Genomic DNA, 21596 nt, shown 5'->3' with positions numbered 1-21596 from the left:
ATCGAGTTCAGTTTGACGTAACCTATGATTTTTAGTTTAGATTATTTTATTACTCTCTTGAAGGAAAATTATGTAATTTAGCAGGAATATACTTATAATTCTAAAACCATTGATTATTGTTAACTATTCTCCGATAGTTTTTTTTCAAATAGAAGAAAACCTAAAAGTTATTATGATTATAATAGCAATTCTTGTTATTGTAATAGGTCTAATTTTAATAACTAATCTCTTTCGTAAACAGTTAAATTTTTTTAGAGGTCAATTTACTAGCTTAGTGAACAGAAATAATGAGATTAAGTTAAAACTCAAAAAATACACTTTCCTAAAACTAGACAAACAGCTCGTTTCTAGCATTCGTCAATATTTAGTATTCTTTTCTAATTATGTAAAAGACAGTAAGCAAGTTAATATTACGATGCATGCTTCTGAAGTAGAAGGCGGCTTAGATATAGCCTTTGATTTTCCAGAAACGACAACCAAAGAAGAACTACAAGCTTGGTTGGATGAATATTTAGGTTTTTTAACTACAGAGAAAGATAATTTTCAAGTAAATACAGTTGCTGAAGTAACTCACGAAAAAGCGGATGTTTTAATTTTAAGATTAAGAAATCAAGTACAAAGTTTTAGACATTCACTAGATATCCTTAGAGTTGAAAATAAATTATTAAAAAGTCAAAACGAGCAAATTTCAGATATTACAAAATTATTGGCTAGTAAAAGTGATCAAATTTTTATTCCAATTGGAAATCATAATTCTTTAGGTAAAGAACAAAGTAATACAACTGATAAAAAATATGATTCGTAAGTTTTTAGAAACCTGTAATGCAGAAGTCGCAAAAGAAGTTATCAAAACTATTGCTGAAAACGGCGAAGGTTGGGTTCAGTATATTGGCGGAATGTTTTAGTTTTTAATAGGTACTCACTTCCGTCACTTCGAGTGGTTTTCGGAATGAAATGTAGAAAATTGTATCGAGAAGCATTTGTAACGTATAAGTAGATCTCGATACAAAATTCAAGGAATTTTACTCGATCTGACGAACCCATAAAAAACAAATTAAAAAAAGCAGTTCCCAACTGATAAAGAAACTGCTTTTACTTTTAAAAAATGGTAGGTTGGTTTTGCGTTTAGCTATAAAACTCTGAATGTGGTTGTGGTTTGTCAGTTCCCCAAACTGAAACAGATGCTACATTTGGGTTTTCCTTTCCGTTTACGGTTGCAGAATCAAAGCGCAATACCGTATTTCCTTTATCGCCACCAATAGCAGCTGTAGAAAGTTCAGCAACAATAGTTACATCACCATCTATCTGCGTAGGATCAATAACTAATTGAGAAAAAGCAGTCGATTCTACGTTGTTATATTTGTAATTTGCCATTAAGCCAAACTTATTAGCGTTACTTCCATCATTATTCCATACATATGGATTATCTCCATCTGGTGTTGTGCTCCAATTTTGTCCTGTTTTAGGATCAACCATATTTCCGCATCCTAATGCTGTCACATTAGCTGTGTATGCTGTCGCTCCTTCGGCTTTGAATGTAATTGTAATTGTTTGTGCGCTCATGATATAAAATTTTAAAAATTAAAAAAACGATTCCTACTCTTTTATGGTTTTTCGGATTGCACCAGAAACAAATAACTCACTTGTAAAGCATGGTAGATTAGTTAATTAATTTCATGTCAAATAACTTACTTTTTATTGCTGAATTTGTGTGTAAAATTTACGGTTTTGATAAGTTGCGTAAAATTACCTGACGTTCCGTATTTATACGTCATCTGGATATGAAACGTTGATTGCTTAGGAAATAAAGACGGTTTTCTAATTAAAGAAAACCGTCATCAACTATTGAGTAGGGTACACCTTCACCAAATTTATAAACGGCTATGTGCTGTTAGACTATTACTATGTTTTTGTAAACAATTAAATTTTATAAAGCTAAATAACAATAATTACAAATGATATAAAACTTATATATCTGACCTTTTATAAAGGATCACTTAAAATAGTATTGTGCTATTTTTTTTAACTGTTTGATTGTGATTATTTTATGTGTAAATCATAATCAATGTTTTTAAATTTCATCAATTATAAAACTTAATAAAACTGGGTAACAATTTGCATTGAGATGAACTTTAAAGTATTAACCATAAATTTTTTTAATTATGAAAAAAAAGAAAGTTACTAACTTGTTATTAAACAAGAGATCTATCTCTAGTTTTGATGCAGTTCAGTTAAGAAATGACTTGGTAGGAGGAATCTCTGGAAGTCGTTGTGATTGTTCAAATGATTGTCCATCTGGTCCACCAGATGAGCCGTATGAGCCATACACAAGTAGAAGTTTTACTGGTGGCATTCCATCTGAATGTGAATCTGCAGGATAGAACTGAAAACAAAAAAGCGAACTTTAAAAAGTTCGCTTTTTACATTTATATTATATTTTAATTGAGTTATGCTACTTTCTTCTTTTGTACTGATTGTATAATAGTTGCAATAAGGATAACCAATACACAGCCAAATAAATTCAACCACAAATATGGCATTAAATCTATCCACCAAACAAAAACAACAGCAATTTGTGTAATAACTGCAGCCGTAAATACAGCATTTCCTTTTATGAATTTGAAGAAGAATGCTAATAAAAAGATTCCTAATACGTTTCCGTAGAAAATAGAACCAATAATATTTACCAATTGAATTAAGTTTTCTGCCAAACTTGCAAAACAAGCAATGATAATGGCTAAAATTCCCCAACCAAGTGTGAACATTTTTGTAGCATTTACATAATGTGCATCGTCTTTTTCTTCTTTCAGATTTCGTTTGTATAAATCAATAGATGTAATTGTAGCCAATGCGTTAATTTCAGAAGCCGTTGATGACATAGCCGCTGAAAGAATTACCGCTAATAATAGTCCAATCAAACCAGCTGGAAGGTGTTCTAAGATGAACGAAATAAACATATAATCACGATCATTGGTTTCGCTATCTTTTGCCGATTCTTTATACCAAGACGTTAATTCAGCTTTTTTCTCTTTATAGGCTTCACTTTCCGGATTTGCGTTAAGCGCGATTAATTCCTGTGATAATTTATCATATTCCTTTCCATAATCTGCGTCAATAGCACGTTTGATCAAATATTTTGATTCGGCTCTGTATGTTTTTTCAATACTATCTAATTGTAATAATTGCTTTTTATCAGCCTCATTATATGATTTTGCTAATTGCAAACTCACCGTTTTTTTCTGATTGAATAGTGCAGTTTGCTTGTTTTCTAATATTTCATATTCATCACTATATTCAGAAGCTAATACTTTTTTTGTAGAAGACTCAATAAAGTTTAACGGTGCAGGTTCGAATTGATAAAATACAAAAACCATGATACCAACCAATAATATGAAAAACTGCATTGGTACTTTTAGTAAACCATTAAACATCATTCCCCAACGCATTTCTTTTACAGATTTCCCTGAAAGATAGCGTTGTACTTGACTTTGATCAGTTCCAAAATAGGAAAGTGCTAAGAAACTTCCTCCAATAATTCCTGTCCAAATTGTATATCTATTTTCTAAATCGAAAGAAAAATCTAAGACTTCCATTCTGCCACTAGCACCAGCAATATCAAGCGCTTTGATGAAACCTATATCTTTAGGAATCAAATCGAGCGTAATAAAAAACGCAGCGAACATTCCAGCAAATATGATAAACATTTGTTGCTTTTGTGTGACACTTACAGCTTTCGTTCCACCAGAAACCGTATAAATAATAACCAACACACCAATAATGATGTTGAGTGTAACTAAGTTCCAACCGAGTACAACTGATAAGATAATGGCTGGCGCAAAAATGGTAATTCCTGCCGCCAATCCACGTTGAATTAAGAATAGAATAGCCGTTAGACTTCTGGTTTTTAAATCGAATCGATTTTCCAGAAATTCATAGGCTGTATATACTTTGAGTTTATGATATAAAGGAATAAATACCATACAAATGATTACCATGGCAATTGGTACACCAAAGTAAAATTGTACAAATCCCATTCCGTCACTAAAGGCTTGTCCTGTAGTAGATAAAAAAGTAATTGCGCTTGCTTGTGTTGCCATTACTGATAAACCAATAGTCCACCATTTCGAAGAGCTTCCACCTTTAATATAGTCTTCTGCGCTTTTGCTTCCGCGTGTTTTCCAAGTTCCATAACCAACAATTGCGGCTAATGTTCCTATTAATACAATCCAGTCTAATAATTCCATGCAGTCAGTTAGTTAAGAGAAAATATTCATGAGTACGTAAAATAATAAGATGTATGCCAAGTTGGCAACCAAAATGATTGTGTACATCTTTTTCCAAACAAATTTTTCAGTATTCATAAATTAGTTTTTTAGTTGTGGTTTTGTGATCACTTGTGTTTTACCAACAGAAATCATGTTGCTAAACAATTTGTATGCGCCAGGAACGCCCGCAGGTAATTCGCGGAAGAAACTCAATCCTGTATAGATATAGTTTCCTTTTCCGTATTTGGCAACTAATAAACTTCCTTTTTTTGGTGATTCTCCTTTGTCATGCATAGAAAGAATTGGCGTAAATTCTGAAGACCAATCATTCGGGAAATACAATCCACGTTCTTGTACCCAACCGTCAAAATCCTTTGCTTCAATTTTGTTTGGGAAGTTTACAATAGAATGATCTTTTGCAATAATTTTTACTGAAGCAGTTTCGTCTGTTACACGATCTCTTGACAATGTCAATTTGTACGGAGCGAGCTCATCACGATCTACTTTTATACGACGATTAGTGTTGTATTGTACAATGACGTTTCCACCATTTTTCACATAATCTAAAATGTATTTTTGCTTAAATTTTAACTCATCTACTGTATTGTAGGCTCTAATTCCGATAACAATAGCGTCGAAGTCTTTAAGTTTTGCAGCATCAATCGTAGTTGGATCAATTACCGTAACATCATAGCCAATTTGTTGCAAACTTTCAGGAATTGCATCTCCAGCTCCTTGAATGTACCCAATATACTGACCACTCTTTTGAATATTTAAACGTACAACTTTCGTTTCCGATGGTAATAAAACCGATTGTTTCGGAATATGATCGTATTCAATTTCATTCAACGAAAGTGTATACTTTTTATCTCCAATAAATACTTCCGGAACCAACGTTCCTTCACTTTGAGTTGCTGGCGGAACTACAGTAAACATTAATGTTGCTTCATCGCCTTTTTGGGCAATAGTTACTTTTTGTTTTTTTGGATAGACTTCCCAACTATACGGATGTTTTATAGTTACATAACCATCTAAGTTATCTTTTCCAGCTTTGACTGTTACCGGAATTTCTTTTGCTTTATTGTCTGAAAATATAATTACAGGATCTTTGAATTTTGCCGTTACTGCTGGTAAAATTTCAAATGGTTGATACAACTCACCTTTATCTGGTTTTGAATAGCGATAGATAACAGGTTTAGTAATGGTAATCGGTTTTCCGTCAATTTCTAAATTGAACTTTAAAACGGAAGGTCTTGGTGTTTCTGGCAATCCACGTAAATGTTGATCTTCCACTTTGTACATTCCTAATGTACCTTTTTCATATAACCAATACGGCGCAGAATACGAATCAGTCGCTAAATTTACGTCAAGCGTAAAATTTTCCTTTTTATTTGGTGCTAATGAAAGTGTTTTTGACGTCGTTTTCTTGTCTATTGTTGATGTGATAGAATTTAGTTTGATGTTTGCATTACTTCTATTTAATACTTCAATATTCACTTTCATATTAGCTCTTGGCGTTGCGTTTGCTTCCGAAGCAGAAGCTTCTATGTACAATCCGGCGCAAGCCTGAATAATTTCTTCAATCTCAACTAATTTAATAGCTTTCCAATGTTCATCTTCTATGTTTTGAATCATTCCATATGCTTGCATTAATTTAGGCAAATGCGCAGCAGGATTTACAAAATTGAAGTTTGCTTCTATAGTTGTTAATATGTTTCCAATAGCTTTTCCACCTTTTACACGGCTCCAAGATGTGTCAATTCCTGAGAAAATATTGCTTTTATCTTCAGGGAAATCACCTTTTAAAAATTCAACATACTCTTTTTGAGAACCACGTGTTGTTACACGACCAAAACCTTGACATAAATGTTGACTACTTGCAATAGAAGCCAATTCATTATTAGACAATCCTTTTAAAGGATAGTATACACCAATGTCAAAATTGAGCATTTTACTTTTATCTGCTTTTTCAAATTTTTCACGACTTCCATAAAACCACCAAGATGTGTTGAAAAATAAACGAGTTGGTTGCCAAGCTTCATAATCTGAAAGTTGAGAAGCATACGCATTTTTATCGCCAGCTAAGTCAAAAGCTTCCATACTTAACATAGCGGAAGTTGTATGATGTCCGTGTGTTCTTCCTGGGGTTCTGTGATCAAAACGATTGATAATTACGTCTGGCTTAAATTTTCTTATTGCCCAAACGACATCACTTAGTACTTCATCTTTATTCCAAATGTCTAACGTTTCATCAGGATGTTTTGAATATCCAAAGTCGTTAGCGCGTGTAAATAATTGTTGTCCGCCATCTACACCGCGAGCGGCCAATAGCTCTTGTGTACGAATAACACCTAATTGTTCACGAATTTCTGGACCAATTAAGTTTTGTCCACCATCACCACGTGTCAATGATAAATACGCAGTTCGCGCTTTCACATTATTTGACAAATAAGCGATGAGTCGTGTATTTTCATCATCAGGATGTGCTGCAATGTATAATGCAGAACCTAAGAAATTTAGTTTTTGTACTTTTTCGTAGATTTGGTTGGAAGAAAGTTTATTTGGTTTTTGTGCTGAACTTGTATAAACAAAAGCACAAGTCACTAAAATAAACAGTATTAGTTTTTTCATTAGGAAATATTTGGTTCAAGGTAAGACCAAAAATAGGAAAGTTCACCTATAGAAATATAGTTTTTAACGTTCTTTAACTTTCGTTGAATTCTATTTAAAAACCAAACAGATTACTTTAGAATTGTTTAGACAAAATTTTAGTACGTAAATACACAAAAAAAGCGAACCGAAGTTCGCTATATAATTTAAACTAAAAGTTGTATTAATCTCCTTTAGTTTTGTGCTTTTTTATTATTCCATCACCAAATATTAATTCAGCGTTTAGGATTTTGTACTGCTCAAATTTTTCTAGCATAATAAATATTCTTGTTATGAAGAAAAGAAAAAAGCAAACCGAAGTTTGCTTTTTAATCATATACTATAACTTTGCTTTAGCAACCACCGCCATTTGGCATTGATTCCATGCAATCTTCCCAAGCACAAGAATTGTTAGAACCACAATTAGCTTGTGTTTGACAGTTATTGGTATTATTTCCGCCGCCGCCATTGTAAGGACAATAACAGTCACTCATAAAATCAGGATCTCTTGATGGACAATCTTGCCAAAAGCAAGAACCATTTTCAGATTGATATCCACCCTTTACTACATTGGTTTCTAATTTAGAAATTGAACTTTTGTTAAGGGATAAACTTTTTAAATTCTTTTTTTTCATGATTTAGTATTTTAAACTGTTAACAGATGCAATTTGAATTAAATAAACAATTTGTGAGTGTCGGACCTTCGTCACATATAATAATGCTTTCTGCATGACAAGGTCTTCCGCTAGCACCTTTAGCAATGTGAATTTCTAGATTTGAAATTGATTTTTTGTTCAGGCTTAAATTTTTAAGATTTCTTTTTTTCATGGTTTTGGTTTAAATGATTAATAACACGCGTAACATTGTCCATTATACCACTGAATTCCCCAACCGTAACATTGCGATTGTGGCCATCCGATAGGAATTCCGCCCGTTCCACCACAAAATCTACCCTTTCCACCATTTATAGTTTTTTGGCTGTCCTTTTCTAATTTTTGTACTCCTTTAAGGTTTGAAATGTTTTTTAACATGATTGTGATTTTTTTTGGTTAATAGCTTAAAAATAAGGTAAATACCTGAATTTATGTTACGGAAGTACCGTACTTATTAGTTTGGGAGATGTTAATGTTTTCTTGTATTCTCAATAATTTGTGTAGCTTTGAGAAGAATCATATTTAACTCAATTATACGTATCCTAGTTCTATGAAATTATTAAAAAATAGTACCCTTATTTTGATCACTTGTATACTATTTAGTTGCACTACTCAAGAAAAAGAAAAGAAAACAATGCCAACATACGCCAATGATACACATTCATATGCAAGGCCAAATGAAGCAGTTGCTAAACATTTGCAATTAGATATTGATGTAAATTTTGAACAGAAAATTATCACAGGAACGGCAACGTATACTATTGAAAACTACGCAGGCACTGAAATCGTTTTTGATGCAAAAAATTTGAATATAGAGAAAGCAACGGTTGATGGAAAGGAAGTAAAGTTTACGCTTGGCGCGAATGATGCTGTATTGGGACAATCATTAACAATTCCTGTTGAAGAAGATTCAAAAGAAGTCGCTATTACCTATGCAACTACTGATAAAACAGAAGCATTACAGTTTTTAAATCCGCAACAAACTGCTGATAAAAAGTTTCCTTTTTTGCTTACACAAGGTCAAGCTATTTTAACTAGAACTTGGATTCCGATTCAAGATAGTCCACAGATTCGCTTAACGTACAATGCTAATGTAAAAGTTCCAAAAGACTTATTAGCAATTATGAGTGCCGAAAATCCAAAAGAGAAAAACAAAAATGGTACTTATAGTTTTAAGATGAAACAGCCAATTTCACCATATTTAATTGCGTTAGCGGTTGGAGATTTAGTTTACAAAGAAATTAGTCCAAGAACTGGTGTATATGCTGAAAAATCTATGATTGAGAAAGTTCATTACGAATTTGCTGATATGGAAAAAATGGTAAATGCAGCCGAAAGTTTATACGGAACGTATGCTTGGGATCAATTTGATGTGGTTGTATTGCCACCAAGTTTTCCGTTTGGTGGCATGGAAAATCCACGTTTAACGTTTGCTACACCAACCGTAATTGCTGGTGATCGAAGTTTAACGAGCTTGGTAGCGCACGAATTAGCACATTCATGGTCTGGAAATTTAGTCACAAATGCTACTTGGAATGATTTCTGGTTGAATGAAGGATTTACGGTATATTTTGAAATGCGTATTATGGAAGCTTTATATGGAAAAGAGTATGCAAATATGCTCGCTTCTATTGGACGTCAAGATTTAGCAGAAGAAATAGAAGGATTCAAAAATCAGCCTGAAGCAACACATTTAAAGCTCGATTTAAAAGGAAAGAATCCGGATGACGGAATGAACAGTATTGCGTATGACAAAGGATATTTATTCTTAAGAACACTAGAAAATACAGTTGGACGCAAAAAAATGGATTCGTTTTTAAAAGAATATTTCAACAAACATGCATTTTCTACTATAACTACAGAAAAATTTATTAGTTACCTAAATGCAGAATTATTAGAGAAGAACAATATCGACTTTAATGTTGATGCTTGGGTTTACAAAGCTGGAATTCCAGAAAATGCTTCAAAAATACAATCAGATAAGTTTCAAAATGTAGAAGAAGCAATTGCAGCTTGGGAAAAGGGAACATTGAAAGAAAAGGATTTATGCAGGAAGAATTGGAACATTCAACAAAAAATTCACTTCATCAGAAATATTCCTGCAGGAATATCTATAGAAAAATTCACAAAACTTGATACAGCTTGTAATTTTTCAAACGCAACAAATTCATACATCGCTATGGTTTGGTTTGAACAAGCAATTAATCATAATTATCATGCAAATGATGTAGATATGCGCATTGATAACTTTTTGATGACCGTTGGTCGTCGTTGGTATGTTTCAACCTTATACAAGGCTTTCAAGCGTAATAATCGATTGGAAGATGCAAAGCGTATTTATGAAAAAGCACGCCCAAATTATCATTCAGTTACCGTAAATACAATTGATGAAATGTTGACGAGTGATTAATTCAATTTGCAAGTTTGAGTTTCAATAAATAAAAGAAAGGATAAAATAAGGGCATATTTTATCCTTTTTTTTAATGAGATATCTAAGCCAAGCAAGGTTAAGCGTGGAAATATGACTTAAATATGTTTAGTAAATAATTTATCAGATTATTATACTTAAAGATCGTGAAATTTTAGCGCTTATGGTTACGGTTTTACCATATAACAACTATTTGATTGCTATTGACAAATGCTTGTTTTTGTAGGATTTACAAACCTAATTTTTTACGCAAAACACTGTCTTTTACACTATTCTTTGACCAATATGGTGTTTTTAACTGCTTGATTCTTGTTGCTTTAGTCGTTAAAATTTTGGCATTACTTCCATAGCCACTTTTAGAAATTTCTGTCCAACCTAAAATATCATACGGAAAGCTAGTATTGAAGTTGATGGCTAGTTTTCTGTTCAATTTTGGATAGTTTAGTGTGTATGTCGAAGTGGTTCCAGAAGTTGTTAACGTTGTTGATGCTTCATACGTTTTTAGTGGAATATGTTTCATACGCAATACTTCAAACGCAGGAACTATTTGTTGTGTTCCTAAAGGTAATTGAGAAGGATCAATTCTGAGTTTTGTCCATAATTCATCTTCTAAAATTGCTTTATCTATTGTAAATTCTTGATCAGATTCACTTTCAAAATATGAATATGATTGTACTTCAAACTGCGCTCTATTATTGAGTTGTGTAAAAACATGTCCACACCATTCTTGCATGGAAGAAGTTACTTTGATAGCGTGTTTGTTATTACTAACCGGATAAAATGCACTTGTCATTACACTATATGGATAAATTCCTGTGTAGAATTTTTTAGTACTGTTCAATTTTAAAACTGGAACATTATTAGAGCGCTGTTGATCTGCTTTGACTTGTTTTTCAGGATTGAAATCTTCCGTAACATAAATTAAGACAGCTTTTCCCTTGTGAATTTCGCCATAGCGACCTTGTTCCAATTCAAAAGAAGTGAGTTCGGCAGTTCCGCTATACCAATATTTTTTAAACTCGTCAGAAGTTGGTTGCGCTGGATTACTAACTTTTACAGCGTTTTCAATGGCAACTGGTTTGGTATCATTTTTTACATTTGAACAAGCAATGATAGTTCCGGCTATAGTAAGTGTGGCTAAAATGAGATGTTTGGAGATCGCTTTCATCGTTTTTTTATAAAGATATTTAAAAATGATGATTGCGCAATGCGGTTTAACAATGTGTTAAAAGAGTTTAAGCGTATTTGTTTTTATTCGTCTTAAGATGATGAATGCAATGATGATCGATAATAAAAAGATCATAGCAATGATAAAAGGTGTACACGATTTGTGTAATGTATCTGAATCGCTAGATATAATAGAACCAGTAGTAGCTAATAACGGTCTTTGAGAATCAGCATTATCAGTCGTAAGTAAGTAATCAATGTTTCCTAAAGTGTTTGTTTCTAATGCGACACTTTTGTAAGGGTTATTGTTTATTTTATGAGTACCGATGTTAGAAATGTCCCAAGAAGTGAGTTTACCATTTTTTTGATAAGCTTCGCTACCATACTCAATTTCTGCAAAATTGATAATAGATGGTGTTGTTTCTTGCGCACAAATAGTTGTGTGCGAAAGGAATATAAATGAAATAATAATACAACGTATAATTTTTTTCACAAATAGATTATTTTAGGGAATCTTTTATAAAGCTACTAATTCTATCGATACAATACCTCTATAAACTTATAAGATTGCCTTTTTAATGTATAAACTGTTCTAAATCTTAGATGAATGGTAAAATATGACGTATTTGTTTCATAACCATTTATATATATAACAACTTAAATCGAAAAAGCCAGACATTGCTTGCTTTGTCAGGTATTATTCAAAGCTAAATTTTGGAATCTAATATGAATTGATAAATGTTTTTTAATAGAAAAAATCAAAATAGATTTTCAATTTCTGAAAACACTTTATAGACTAAATGCGTAGGTAAACCAACAACATTTGCATAGGAACCTTCAATACGTGAAACTTTGGTATATCCAATCCATTCTTGAATTCCGTATGCGCCAGCTTTGTCAAATGGCTTAAAATTGGTTACATAGTAATTAATTTCAGCATCGGTCATTTCCTCAAAAGTTACTTTCGTAATTTCATGAACTACTTTTTGTGAAGTCGCAGTTGTAAAACATGCAGAAGTGATTACTTCATGACTTTTTCCGCTCATTACTTTAATCATATCAAATGCTTCTTTTGCATCTTGTGGTTTTGCTAACGAAACACCTTCATGCCAAACGACAGTATCTGAAGTAACTAAAACTTCGTTGTTTTTTAGTTCATCTTTAAAAACAGACGCTTTTAGTATAGCCAAGTAATCTGAGATTTCATGATGTTGTAAATGTTCAGGGTAAACTTCATCTACAGATTTTAATCGGATTTCAAATTCAAGACCTAAATCTTTAAAAAACTGTTGCCTTCTTGGCGAACCAGAAGCTAAAATGATATGGTATGTTGAAGAAAGTTTGTCTAACATAATTTAAAATAAAGGGTCAAAATAGTAAAATACAACCGTTGATAGAATTCCGAACAACATAATTAATTTAAGTAAAAAAGATAACATTCTATATTCACGTTTCGTATCCGCTTGCCATATTTTGACGATAAAATAGAGTAGTGGTAATAATAATGTGAACAATGCGTAAACCGTTATAATCGTTTTACCTTGAAGATATTCACTAATTACATAAAGAATAAAAACAAGTAAGAATCCTGCTAAAATAGCCGAAATTTTATTCACTCTATTTCTGCCTAAAACAATTGAAAGCGTTTTCATACTTGCATTATAATCACCGTTTACATCTTCATTATCTTTCACAAGTTCGCGTATGAGATTGATTAAAAATGCAAAAATGGCGTAGATGAGTACTACTCTGATTATAAGATCGTTTCTAAAAAAGTTGTTTTTTGTAAAAATTGGGAACGCTAAAATCAAAATACTTGAAGCGACTAAAAGTGATACGATAATATTCCCAATGAAGGCTATCTTTTTTAAGTATTTTGAATATAGAAATAGAAGCAAAGCAATTGCAATAAAGATTGTAGTATTTTCAGGTAAACTAATCACACCAACATAGATTCCGAGACCAATTCCCACGAAAGTGAACACAAAGTAAAGAAGAAAAGCGTTCTTTTTAGTGATGAAAGTATCAATAAAAACTTTATGAGGTTTGTTGATGAGATCCGTTTGTACATCATAAATATCGTTAATGATATTTCCGCCTGCGGCAATACAAACAGTAGCTAAAACTAAACAGAAAAACCTAAGTGAATCTAATGAATAACTTGAATATGGATTAATTAAATAGAGCTTAAATAGATATTGTGTCAATGCAATCATAACCAAGTTTGGAAAACGAATGAGTTGTAAAAACTTTAGCATGATTTTTAGGGTTTAATCGTACTTCGCGTCAAAATTATCGTCCCACTTTCCTTGTACTTTCATCACTTGGCGAATTACATCTCTTGCTGCACCTTTTCCACCATCGACATGTGAAATGTACTTGCAAATTTCCAACACTTCATATGCTGCATCTTGTGGACACGTTGACAATCCAACACGCTTTAACACAGGAACATCCGGAATATCGTCGCCCATGTACAACACGTTTTCAAGTTTTATGTTTTTCTTCGCAATATACTCGTCTAATTGTTCTACTTTTTGATGCGCGCCTAAGTATATATCTGTAATTCCTAAACCTTGTAAACGCTTACGAACACCTTCATTAGTTCCACCAGAAATAATACATACATTATAACCGTTCACTACGGCAGATTTAAGTGCGTAACCATCTTTTATATTCATACGACGCAGCATTTCACCTGAAGAAGTTACGGTAACTGTTCCGTCTGTCAATACGCCATCAACATCAAAAATAAAGGTGTTAATGTGGTTTAAATATTCTTTATAGCTTTTATCTTCCATAAGTTTTTGCAATTGATTGCGTGAGCAAGGTATATATTTCTTTGTGAATGTCTTTATCTAATTTTTCTAAGTGACTGTCAATCGTTTTCTGATCGCCACGTTTTGCAGGTCCAGTTTGTGCCATATAAGGCGTAAGCGTATTAATTTTGTCTGCTGTTTCTTGAATGAGTGGACTCAATATTTCAAAAGGAACATTGTTGGTTTCACAAATTTCATGTGCAATTCTGTATAAATGATTGCTAAAATTATTCACAAAAACCGCCGAAACATGTAATGCACGACGTTGTTCTGAACTAATCTTATAGGAAGGACTTCCAATAGCATCAGCAATAGACTTTAATATTTTAAAATCAGCTTTTTCTCCACTCTCCAAACAGATTGGAATACCTGAAAAATCAACATGTACACCTTTGGAAAACGTCTGTAATGGATAAAATATACCGCGTCTATTTTTTTTGTGTAATTCGTGCATAGGAACACTTCCAGAAGTATGTGCAACCAAACGATCTGTAAATGGTAATTTATTAGCAATAGAAGTAATGGCGTCATCAGCAACTGCGATTATATAAATATCTGCTTCTGCAAGATTTTTTAAACTTGTAGTGGTTGCTACATCTTTGAAATATGGCAATGCTTTTTTCGATCTATTATAGACTTGAACAACAGTAAGTGTCTCAATTGTTTGAAAGACATTGTATAAATGTTGCGCAATATTTCCAGCGCCTAAAATGACGATTTTTATCATGCTGCTAAAATAGGAACACTTTACGGTTTTTAAAACTTTACAGATATACTTTTCTAGTGATTCATATGAAATAGATAAAAAGAGAATCTATTTATTTGAAAAAACACCAAATATGACCAATATCATATTTTAAGATTGCAAGAGTGTAGATATTTGTCAAGAACAAAACTCAAAACAAAATGACACTCTATACAAAATATTATAACGAATTTCAGAATAAGTATACGATGTATATCCCGTTAACAATTATATTGCAAAGTTGTATTGGATCAATTGCGGCAATGTATATTTTAATGACAGGATTGGATACAATTTCATCACTAGTTCAATTATTTTTATGTGTAATATTATGTATGTTTTATAATGCTGCAATTTTAGCACAAATGAAGGGGGAATTAGTATTTAATATGTTGATCCTAAGCTTGTTGTTTAATGTTGTGTTTATTATCATAAATGCAGTTTAACTAAAACAATTTTTGTAGAATGTGGAACTTTTTAAAAGTACATAAATACCTAATTACATTAATTTGGGTTGGAATGGTTTTGGCTATTAGCTTCATGGAAGCGCCACTAAAATTTCAATCTGAACTAGTAGATACACGTATTGGTGTTAGTATTGGAAGAATCGTTTTTACTGCGCTCAATAGAGTAGAAGTGATACTTCTAACTATATTTACGATACTAACATTTGCTTCGGGTAATTTTAAAAGAAGTTATCTATTGCATATTTTAATAGGAATCATAGGAATTCAAACCTTTTTGTTACTACCTTTCTTAGATGATAGAGCGTTGCAAATTATACAACAGCAACCTGTAGAAGATTCAATTTTACATATCAATTATGTATTGCTAGAAATCATAAAAGTAGTTGTATTATTGTGGATAAGTGTTTACAATATAAAAAAACAAGCAAATCGCTGATGAAACATGACATTCAAAATAGAGCAGATGTACACTTATTGGTAACTACTTTTTATGCTAAAATTAGAAAAGACGAATTGTTAGGACCTATTTTCAATGCTAAAATAAAAGATTGGCCACATCATTTAGAACATTTGGCAGATTTTTGGGAAACCAATTTATTTTTTGTCGCCAAGTACAAAGGAAATCCATTGGAAAAGCATGCAGAAGTTGATGCTGCTGAAAATAATACAATTACAGAACTTCATTTTGGAGTTTGGTTAAATCATTGGATGCAAACGCTAGAAGATCTTTTTGAAGGTGAAAAAGCAACGATGGCTAAAAACCGAGCCCGTAAAATGGGCACATTTATGTACATCAAGATATTTCAGGCACGAACTACTATCTAAATCATTACATATATAATATTCCAAAATAAGTAGAATTTGAATGTTAAATAGACATTAAATTATGTAAAATACCGTATTTTTGCATATTGAAATTTTGATCTAAACGATAACGCTACATAATGGGTAATTTCATCAAGAATATTCTCTTTTCTACACGATTAATGGCTGTCCTCTTTTTTGCATTCGCTTTGGCCATGGGAATAGGAACTTTTGTCGAAAGCGAACACGGAACAACAACTGCAAGAATTTGGGTTTATAATGCATGGTGGTTTGAAATGATCATGTTGTTTTTCATGATAAACTTCTTTGGAAACATTTTTAAATATCGCTTGTTGCGAAAAGAAAAATGGGCAACATTACTAATTCACTTATCTTTCATATTCATCATCTTAGGAGCATTTATTACACGTTATGTGAGTTATGAAGGTGTAATGCCAATTAGAGAAGGCGCTACTGAAAATACTTTTCTTTCCGAAAAAACATACATTACAGCTTTTGTAGATGGAGAAATAAATGGTGAACCAAGACGAAAAATTTTAAAAGGAGATTACTTAATATCTCATAAAGGAATTGCTCCAGGTTCATGGTTAAATGGAAGTTTTCCATGGAAAAATGATTACAATGGGCAAGATTTTACCATAGCATACAAAGGATATATTCAAGGAGCAGAAGAAGGAATACTAGAAGATGAAAATGGTATTGAATATCTTAAAATTGTAGAATCTGGTGGCGGAAATCGTCACAATCACTTTTTAGAATCAGGGAAAACAGCAAGTATTCACAACATCTTAGTTGCGTATAATATGCCCGAAAAAGATACCGTAAATGTAAATAAACCAGTGATTAGTATTCGATCTACAGATGCTGGTTATACCATTCACAGTCCATTTGAAGGTGATTACATGATTATGGCATTGCAACAAGGCGGAAAAGTTGTCAAAGATAGTGTACAACCATTCCAATTACGTTCGTTATACAACTTAGGCGGATTACAATTTGTAATTCCAGACCCAGGGAAAAAAGGAAAAATTGGTGTTGTTGAAACGCCTGAAAAACTAAAAGATCAGGCAGATGCGATTATTTTAGAAGTGACTACCAATGGTGAAACAGAAGAAGTTCGCTTAATTGGTGGAAAAGGAACTTTAAATCCACCGATAACAACAACTATTGGCGGATTGGAATTTCATCTTTCGTATGGAGCTGATCGTTTAAAGCTTCCATTTAGCATTAAACTTAATGATTTTATAGCTGAACGTTATCCAGGAACTGTTGGACAAGGTGGTTACAAATCATTTATGAGTAGAGTAACGTTGGTAGATGATTCTCCTTTTGATTACGATATTTATATGAATCATATAATGGATCACAAAGGATATCGTTTCTTTCAAGCGCAGTTTGATAGAGATGAAAAAGGAACCATTCTTTCTGTAAGTTATGATTATTGGGGAACAAATATTACCTATTTTGGGTACTTCCTATTATACTTTGCATTGATGGCAATTATGTTTGATAAAAATACACGTTTTGGTGATTTGAAAAAGCAATTAGACAAAATCAAAAAGAAGAAATCGACATTGACAATTATTGCGTTATTGTTCTTTAGTTTTGGAGCTATTGCTCAAGAAAATACTGAAACAGGAACACAAGAAACAACCAAACAAGAAACAGTTGCGCAGAAAGATGATCATGCAGGGCACAATCATGCGCCAGGTGAAGAGCATGAACATGAAGTTGTTACCAAAGAAATCACAGACACACAAATAGATTCTATCATTGCAACAAACTTAGTAGCCAAAGAACATGCTGAGAAGTTTGGACGTTTGGTTATTCAAGATGATGATGGACGTATGAAACCTGCCAATACATTTGCTCAGGAACTTTTACGTAAACTAAGTAAATCAAACACATACAATGATAGTATATCTGCAAATCAGGTATTATTATCAATGATTCAATATCCGAAGCTTTGGTACAATGCAAATATTATCAGTGTAAAACGTCAAAAACACGATAGTTTACGTAAAATCATTGGAATTGAAAAAACGGATTATCATGCAAAACTCACAGACTTTTTTGATGAAAAAGGACGTTACAAGCTAGCGCCATATTTGGAAGATGCATATGCTTCAAACACACCAAATCAGTATCAAAAAGCAATTAAAGATTTTGATTTAAAATTAGGATTGCTAAACAGAGCCGTTTCGGGTGATATCTTAAAAATATTCCCAATTCCAAATCATGAAAACAACAAATGGATTTCTGGACGTAACTATTTAGATAATCCAGATCAAGGTATCAAAGATTCAGCGTATGCGAAATATGTAAAAAACGCAATGCCTGTATACACATTGATTTTAAATGCTTCGCAGAAGAATAAAAATTATACAGAAGCAGACAAAATGCTTGAAAGTTTTCGCAAGCGACAAGAAGAATATGGAAGCGAAGTATTGCCTTCTATTGACAAAATTAACGCAGAAATCACGTATAACAAATACAACGTTTTTGAAAAGCTAATGATGTATTATTTGTTAATCGGTTCGTTGATGTTCATCTTTATTATTCTACAAATATTTAAGGATAATAAATTAATGCGTACTGCTATTTTGATTTTCAAAGTAATAATCATTCTACTTTTTGTATTGCACACATTAGGATTGGCAGCACGTTGGTACATTTCGGGTCATGCACCTTGGAGTGACGCGTATGAATCTATGATTTATGTTGGTTGGGCAACGATGTTATTTGGTTTGTTATTTGGACGAAAGTCAGATTTAACCATTTCATCTACAACCTTTGTCGTAGCAATGATTTTATGGGGTGCACACATGAATTGGCTCGATCCAAACATAGCCAATTTACAGCCTGTATTGGACAGTTATTGGTTGTTAATACATGTAGCGGTAATTGTAGCAAGTTATGGTCCATTTGCCTTAGCAATGATTTTAGGAATTGTTTCGCTCTTGCTTATAATACTTACAACTAAGAAGAATAAAAAACGCATGGAACTCAACCTAAAAGAAATTACCATTATCAATGAAATGGCAATTACAATTGGTTTAGTAATGCTAACTATTGGAAACTTCCTTGGTGGAATGTGGGCAAATGAAAGTTGGGGACGTTATTGGGGATGGGATCCAAAAGAAACATGGGCATTAATCAGTATTATGGTATATGCGTTTATATTACACATGCGTTTAGTACCAGGATTGCGCGGAAGATGGTTTTTTAATTGGATGGCAATTTCTGCATTTGGTTCAATTCTATTTACCTATTTTGGAGTAAACTTCGTATTAAGCGGACTACATTCATACGCAACTGGAGATGCCGTTTTAGGCTTACCATTTGTAATTACTGCTACTGGTCTTTGGCTACTTTATGGAGCATTAAGTTATTGGCGTTATCAAATTCACTACAAAAAGTAACAATTTTTTATAAAAGTAAGCACGTTAATTGTATTCGATTAGAATGTAATTAACGTGTTTATTTGACTTACTGTTAAAGTTGTTTGAATCTTATCAATATTTACCAACGATATTACGGAATGTGAATCATATGCAGCAAATGATACGATATGATCTACATTTACTTGAAATTCTACATCATCAAGATCGGTGATTTCTATAAACTTTGGCATGATTTGTTTTTTGAAACAAAATAGTTCTAATTCATCACATAATTCGCAGGATAAACACCCTTTTTGAGTTTGTTTATATATGTATTCAGGAATTTATAAGAGATAATTTCTTTTACATTTATACCTCAAAAACATCATTGCTCCAACCATTTTCTAAAGTCAGAAGTGGTAGATGAACTTGTCATGGCTTTTTCTTTAATGCCCGAAAGTTGAATGAGCAATCGATTTTTAAAATGACTTTCAATGTTTTCAATGTATTCTATATGTACAATTTGACTCCGATTGATGCGATAGAATTTTAAAGGACTCAACATTTCTAAGATGGTACTTAGGTTATGTGAAATCGGATATTTTTTGCCTGAATTATCAATTGCCATACAAAAATCACCAGAAGCTTCTATCAAGCTAATATCACTAACATTTAGCAATTGAATTCCTTTTGATTTTTTGATAACAAAACGTTTCTTATAATGAATTTCCTCTTGCTTTAAAGCTGTTTTCAACAAGTCAATTGTTTCATTTTGAATTGGTTGGTAATTAGTTGTTTTGAAGAATGATTGAAATTTTTGTAATGCTTGTTTTACATCATCTTTTGTATACGGTTTTAAAATGTACGCAATTCCATTGGTGCGAAATGCTTGAAACAGATATTCATCATGCGCCGAACAGAAAATAATTGGACAATCTATTTTTACGGTATTAAATACATCAAAGGAAATTCCGTCCAATAATTGAATATCAGACAGAATTACATCATACTTATTTTCTGTAATAAATGCAATAGCTTTTTCGTTTGAGCGTGCCCAATCGTGTGTAATTTCTTCATCAAAATATACATTCAAATTCGCTAAAAGCTTTTCGTATGCAGGAATTTCGTCTTCTAAAATTAATATATGCATAATTGATGATTTATGACTCGTTACTTAGTTTTATAATTGGAATTTTTATAGTGAATTTGCCTGCGGCATTTACGATAATTGGCTTTTTGTCAGACAGTAATGTATAACGATATTCTAAATTTTTTAAGCCAGTACCAAGCGATTCTTGAGTTGGTTTTATATTACTTTTCGTATTTGAAATTGACAACCACTCATCATAAACTTGAATTGTTGCTTTAATGGTTTTTCCATGTTGAGCCCGATTGTGTTTGGCTATATTTTCTAGTAATGTTTGAATAGCGCCCGTAGGAACAAATTTATCTTCCAATGTGCTATGCTTAATAATTTCAAATTCGTAATCGTTCCCAAAACGTGTTTTTATTAAAAACATATAATTTTCTGCAAAGTTCATTTCCTCAGTCAACTCCATCACTTCTGCATCTTTAGTTTGAATGAGATAACGATAAATTAATGAAAGTCGATTCACGTATTCTTTCGCTTTCTCAGTGTCGCTATCAATTAAAGCATCAAGTGTATTCAAATTATTAAATAAAAAATGTGGACTGATCTGCGAGCGCAGTAATTTTAGTTCATTCTCTTTTTGTTTTTCCTTGATAGATCCAAACAAAATTTGATTTTCATAATACTTCTTCGCTAGTAGCAAACCAAATGGCAAACCAATACTTTCTGCGGTGTTTGAAATAAAATTTAATATCCATTGTACATTAAAATGAAGTTTACTCCAATCTGCTCCGCCACTATATATACCTATTGCACGTTCAAGAAATCCTGCGAGAACCATTGTTACTACTGCCCAAAAGGTAAAATGTATATACTTTTTCTTGTTAATAATATAGTTTGGAAGTAACCAATACATGAAAATGAGGATCATTCCAATATCTAGTATGATGAAAGTTGGAATATCTAAAAAATACTCAATTAAATCATTTTTCTCATTTACATATTCATATATAGTCATCAATACAGACACTCCGTAATAAATTACGAGTAACATGTAATCAGATTTGTTGATTTTTGTATTCATATCAAGGATTAAATGTACTGT

Annotated in this window: 21 protein-coding genes; 7 read left to right on the top strand and 14 right to left on the bottom strand. The window is 32.3% G+C overall.

Translation table 11 applies throughout. The annotated features are described in order from the left end of the window. Positions 1-274: 274 nt before the first annotated feature. Positions 275-805: a hypothetical protein gene (locus ACUUYC_RS23280; RefSeq protein WP_474269856.1), complete on the top strand. Its 531-nt coding sequence runs from the start codon at positions 275-277 to the stop codon at positions 803-805. Positions 806-1125: 320 nt separating this feature from the next. On the opposite strand, the gene ACUUYC_RS23275 is transcribed toward ACUUYC_RS23280, so the two are convergent. Then, positions 1126-1563 carry a hypothetical protein gene (locus ACUUYC_RS23275; protein WP_474269854.1) on the bottom strand — a complete coding sequence of 146 codons (438 nt, stop codon included), beginning with the start codon at positions 1561-1563 and terminating at the stop codon, positions 1126-1128. 599 nt (positions 1564-2162) lie between these two features. On the opposite strand from ACUUYC_RS23275, the gene ACUUYC_RS23270 reads away from it, so the two are divergent. After that, complete coding sequence (locus tag ACUUYC_RS23270) at positions 2163-2381, top strand: hypothetical protein (protein WP_474269852.1); 219 nt, start codon at positions 2163-2165, stop codon at positions 2379-2381. 66 nt (positions 2382-2447) lie between these two features. Here ACUUYC_RS23270 and ACUUYC_RS23265 read toward each other — a convergent pair whose 3' ends face one another. The 4 genes from ACUUYC_RS23265 to ACUUYC_RS23250 all read right to left on the bottom strand — a co-directional run bounded on the left by ACUUYC_RS23265 (position 2448) and on the right by ACUUYC_RS23250 (position 7945). Beyond that, positions 2448-4244 (bottom strand): sodium:solute symporter family protein, encoded by a 1797-nt coding sequence (locus tag ACUUYC_RS23265; protein WP_474269850.1) that lies wholly within the window; start codon positions 4242-4244, stop codon positions 2448-2450. A gap of 120 nt (positions 4245-4364) precedes the next feature. Then, a complete protein-coding gene (locus ACUUYC_RS23260; protein ID WP_474269849.1) occupies positions 4365-6896 on the bottom strand; it encodes a PIG-L family deacetylase in 2532 nt (843 codons plus the stop codon). A gap of 371 nt (positions 6897-7267) precedes the next feature. Next, entirely contained in the window at positions 7268-7549 is a 282-nt protein-coding gene (locus ACUUYC_RS23255; RefSeq protein ID WP_474269847.1) for a hypothetical protein, read from the bottom strand. A gap of 210 nt (positions 7550-7759) precedes the next feature. After that, the gene (locus tag ACUUYC_RS23250) at positions 7760-7945 is read right to left on the bottom strand and encodes a hypothetical protein (RefSeq protein ID WP_474269845.1); all 186 of its coding nucleotides are present in this window, start codon (positions 7943-7945) and stop codon (positions 7760-7762) included. A gap of 256 nt (positions 7946-8201) precedes the next feature. Between ACUUYC_RS23250 and ACUUYC_RS23245 the strand changes: the two genes are divergently transcribed. Further along, complete coding sequence (locus ACUUYC_RS23245) at positions 8202-9977, top strand: hydrolase/aminopeptidase (RefSeq protein WP_474269844.1); 1776 nt, start codon at positions 8202-8204, stop codon at positions 9975-9977. A gap of 247 nt (positions 9978-10224) precedes the next feature. Here the strand turns inward: ACUUYC_RS23245 and ACUUYC_RS23240 are convergent, their stop codons facing one another. The 6 genes from ACUUYC_RS23240 to ACUUYC_RS23215 form a co-directional block, all read right to left on the bottom strand. Further along, on the bottom strand, positions 10225-11163 hold the full coding sequence (locus ACUUYC_RS23240) for a septum formation inhibitor Maf (protein ID WP_474269842.1): 939 nt from the start codon (positions 11161-11163) through the stop codon (positions 10225-10227). 57 nt (positions 11164-11220) lie between these two features. Beyond that, positions 11221-11655, bottom strand: coding sequence for a hypothetical protein (locus ACUUYC_RS23235; protein WP_474269841.1), 435 nt, complete (start codon positions 11653-11655; stop codon positions 11221-11223). 265 nt (positions 11656-11920) lie between these two features. Further along, a complete protein-coding gene (locus tag ACUUYC_RS23230; RefSeq protein ID WP_474269839.1) occupies positions 11921-12514 on the bottom strand; it encodes a Maf family nucleotide pyrophosphatase in 594 nt (197 codons plus the stop codon). 3 nt (positions 12515-12517) lie between these two features. Further along, positions 12518-13420 (bottom strand): geranylgeranylglycerol-phosphate geranylgeranyltransferase, encoded by a 903-nt coding sequence (locus ACUUYC_RS23225; protein WP_474269838.1) that lies wholly within the window; start codon positions 13418-13420, stop codon positions 12518-12520. A gap of 12 nt (positions 13421-13432) precedes the next feature. Beyond that, complete coding sequence (locus ACUUYC_RS23220) at positions 13433-13963, bottom strand: KdsC family phosphatase (protein ID WP_474269836.1); 531 nt, start codon at positions 13961-13963, stop codon at positions 13433-13435. Continuing rightward, positions 13953-14708 (bottom strand): Rossmann-like and DUF2520 domain-containing protein, encoded by a 756-nt coding sequence (locus ACUUYC_RS23215; RefSeq protein ID WP_474269835.1) that lies wholly within the window; start codon positions 14706-14708, stop codon positions 13953-13955. Before ACUUYC_RS23215 ends, ACUUYC_RS23220 begins: the two co-directional genes overlap by 11 nt. A 179-nt stretch (positions 14709-14887) precedes the next feature. On the opposite strand from ACUUYC_RS23215, the gene ACUUYC_RS23210 reads away from it, so the two are divergent. The 4 genes from ACUUYC_RS23210 (at position 14888) to ACUUYC_RS23195 (ending at position 19440) form a co-directional block, all read left to right on the top strand. Next, positions 14888-15172, top strand: coding sequence for a hypothetical protein (locus ACUUYC_RS23210; protein ID WP_474269834.1), 285 nt, complete (start codon positions 14888-14890; stop codon positions 15170-15172). A 19-nt stretch (positions 15173-15191) separates the two neighbouring features. Further along, positions 15192-15629: a hypothetical protein gene (locus ACUUYC_RS23205; RefSeq protein ID WP_474269833.1), complete on the top strand. Its 438-nt coding sequence runs from the start codon at positions 15192-15194 to the stop codon at positions 15627-15629. Next, positions 15629-16018, top strand: coding sequence for a group III truncated hemoglobin (locus ACUUYC_RS23200; protein WP_474269831.1), 390 nt, complete (start codon positions 15629-15631; stop codon positions 16016-16018). Before ACUUYC_RS23205 ends, ACUUYC_RS23200 begins: the two co-directional genes overlap by 1 nt. Before the next feature lie 119 nt (positions 16019-16137). After that, complete coding sequence (locus ACUUYC_RS23195) at positions 16138-19440, top strand: cytochrome c biogenesis protein (RefSeq protein WP_474269829.1); 3303 nt, start codon at positions 16138-16140, stop codon at positions 19438-19440. Between the two features lie 38 nt (positions 19441-19478). Here ACUUYC_RS23195 and ACUUYC_RS23190 read toward each other — a convergent pair whose 3' ends face one another. The 3 genes from ACUUYC_RS23190 to ACUUYC_RS23180 all read right to left on the bottom strand — a co-directional run bounded on the left by ACUUYC_RS23190 (position 19479) and on the right by ACUUYC_RS23180 (position 21575). Beyond that, positions 19479-19652: a hypothetical protein gene (locus tag ACUUYC_RS23190; protein WP_474269827.1), complete on the bottom strand. Its 174-nt coding sequence runs from the start codon at positions 19650-19652 to the stop codon at positions 19479-19481. A 134-nt stretch (positions 19653-19786) separates the two neighbouring features. Continuing rightward, positions 19787-20551 carry a LytR/AlgR family response regulator transcription factor gene (locus tag ACUUYC_RS23185; protein WP_474269825.1) on the bottom strand — a complete coding sequence of 255 codons (765 nt, stop codon included), beginning with the start codon at positions 20549-20551 and terminating at the stop codon, positions 19787-19789. A 10-nt stretch (positions 20552-20561) separates the two neighbouring features. Next, complete coding sequence (locus ACUUYC_RS23180; protein WP_474269823.1) at positions 20562-21575, bottom strand: sensor histidine kinase; 1014 nt, start codon at positions 21573-21575, stop codon at positions 20562-20564. Positions 21576-21596 lie beyond the last annotated feature (21 nt).

It is taken from the genome of Kordia sp. E (assembly GCF_056033805.1).
This window is presented reverse-complemented; position numbering and strand designations above follow the sequence as displayed.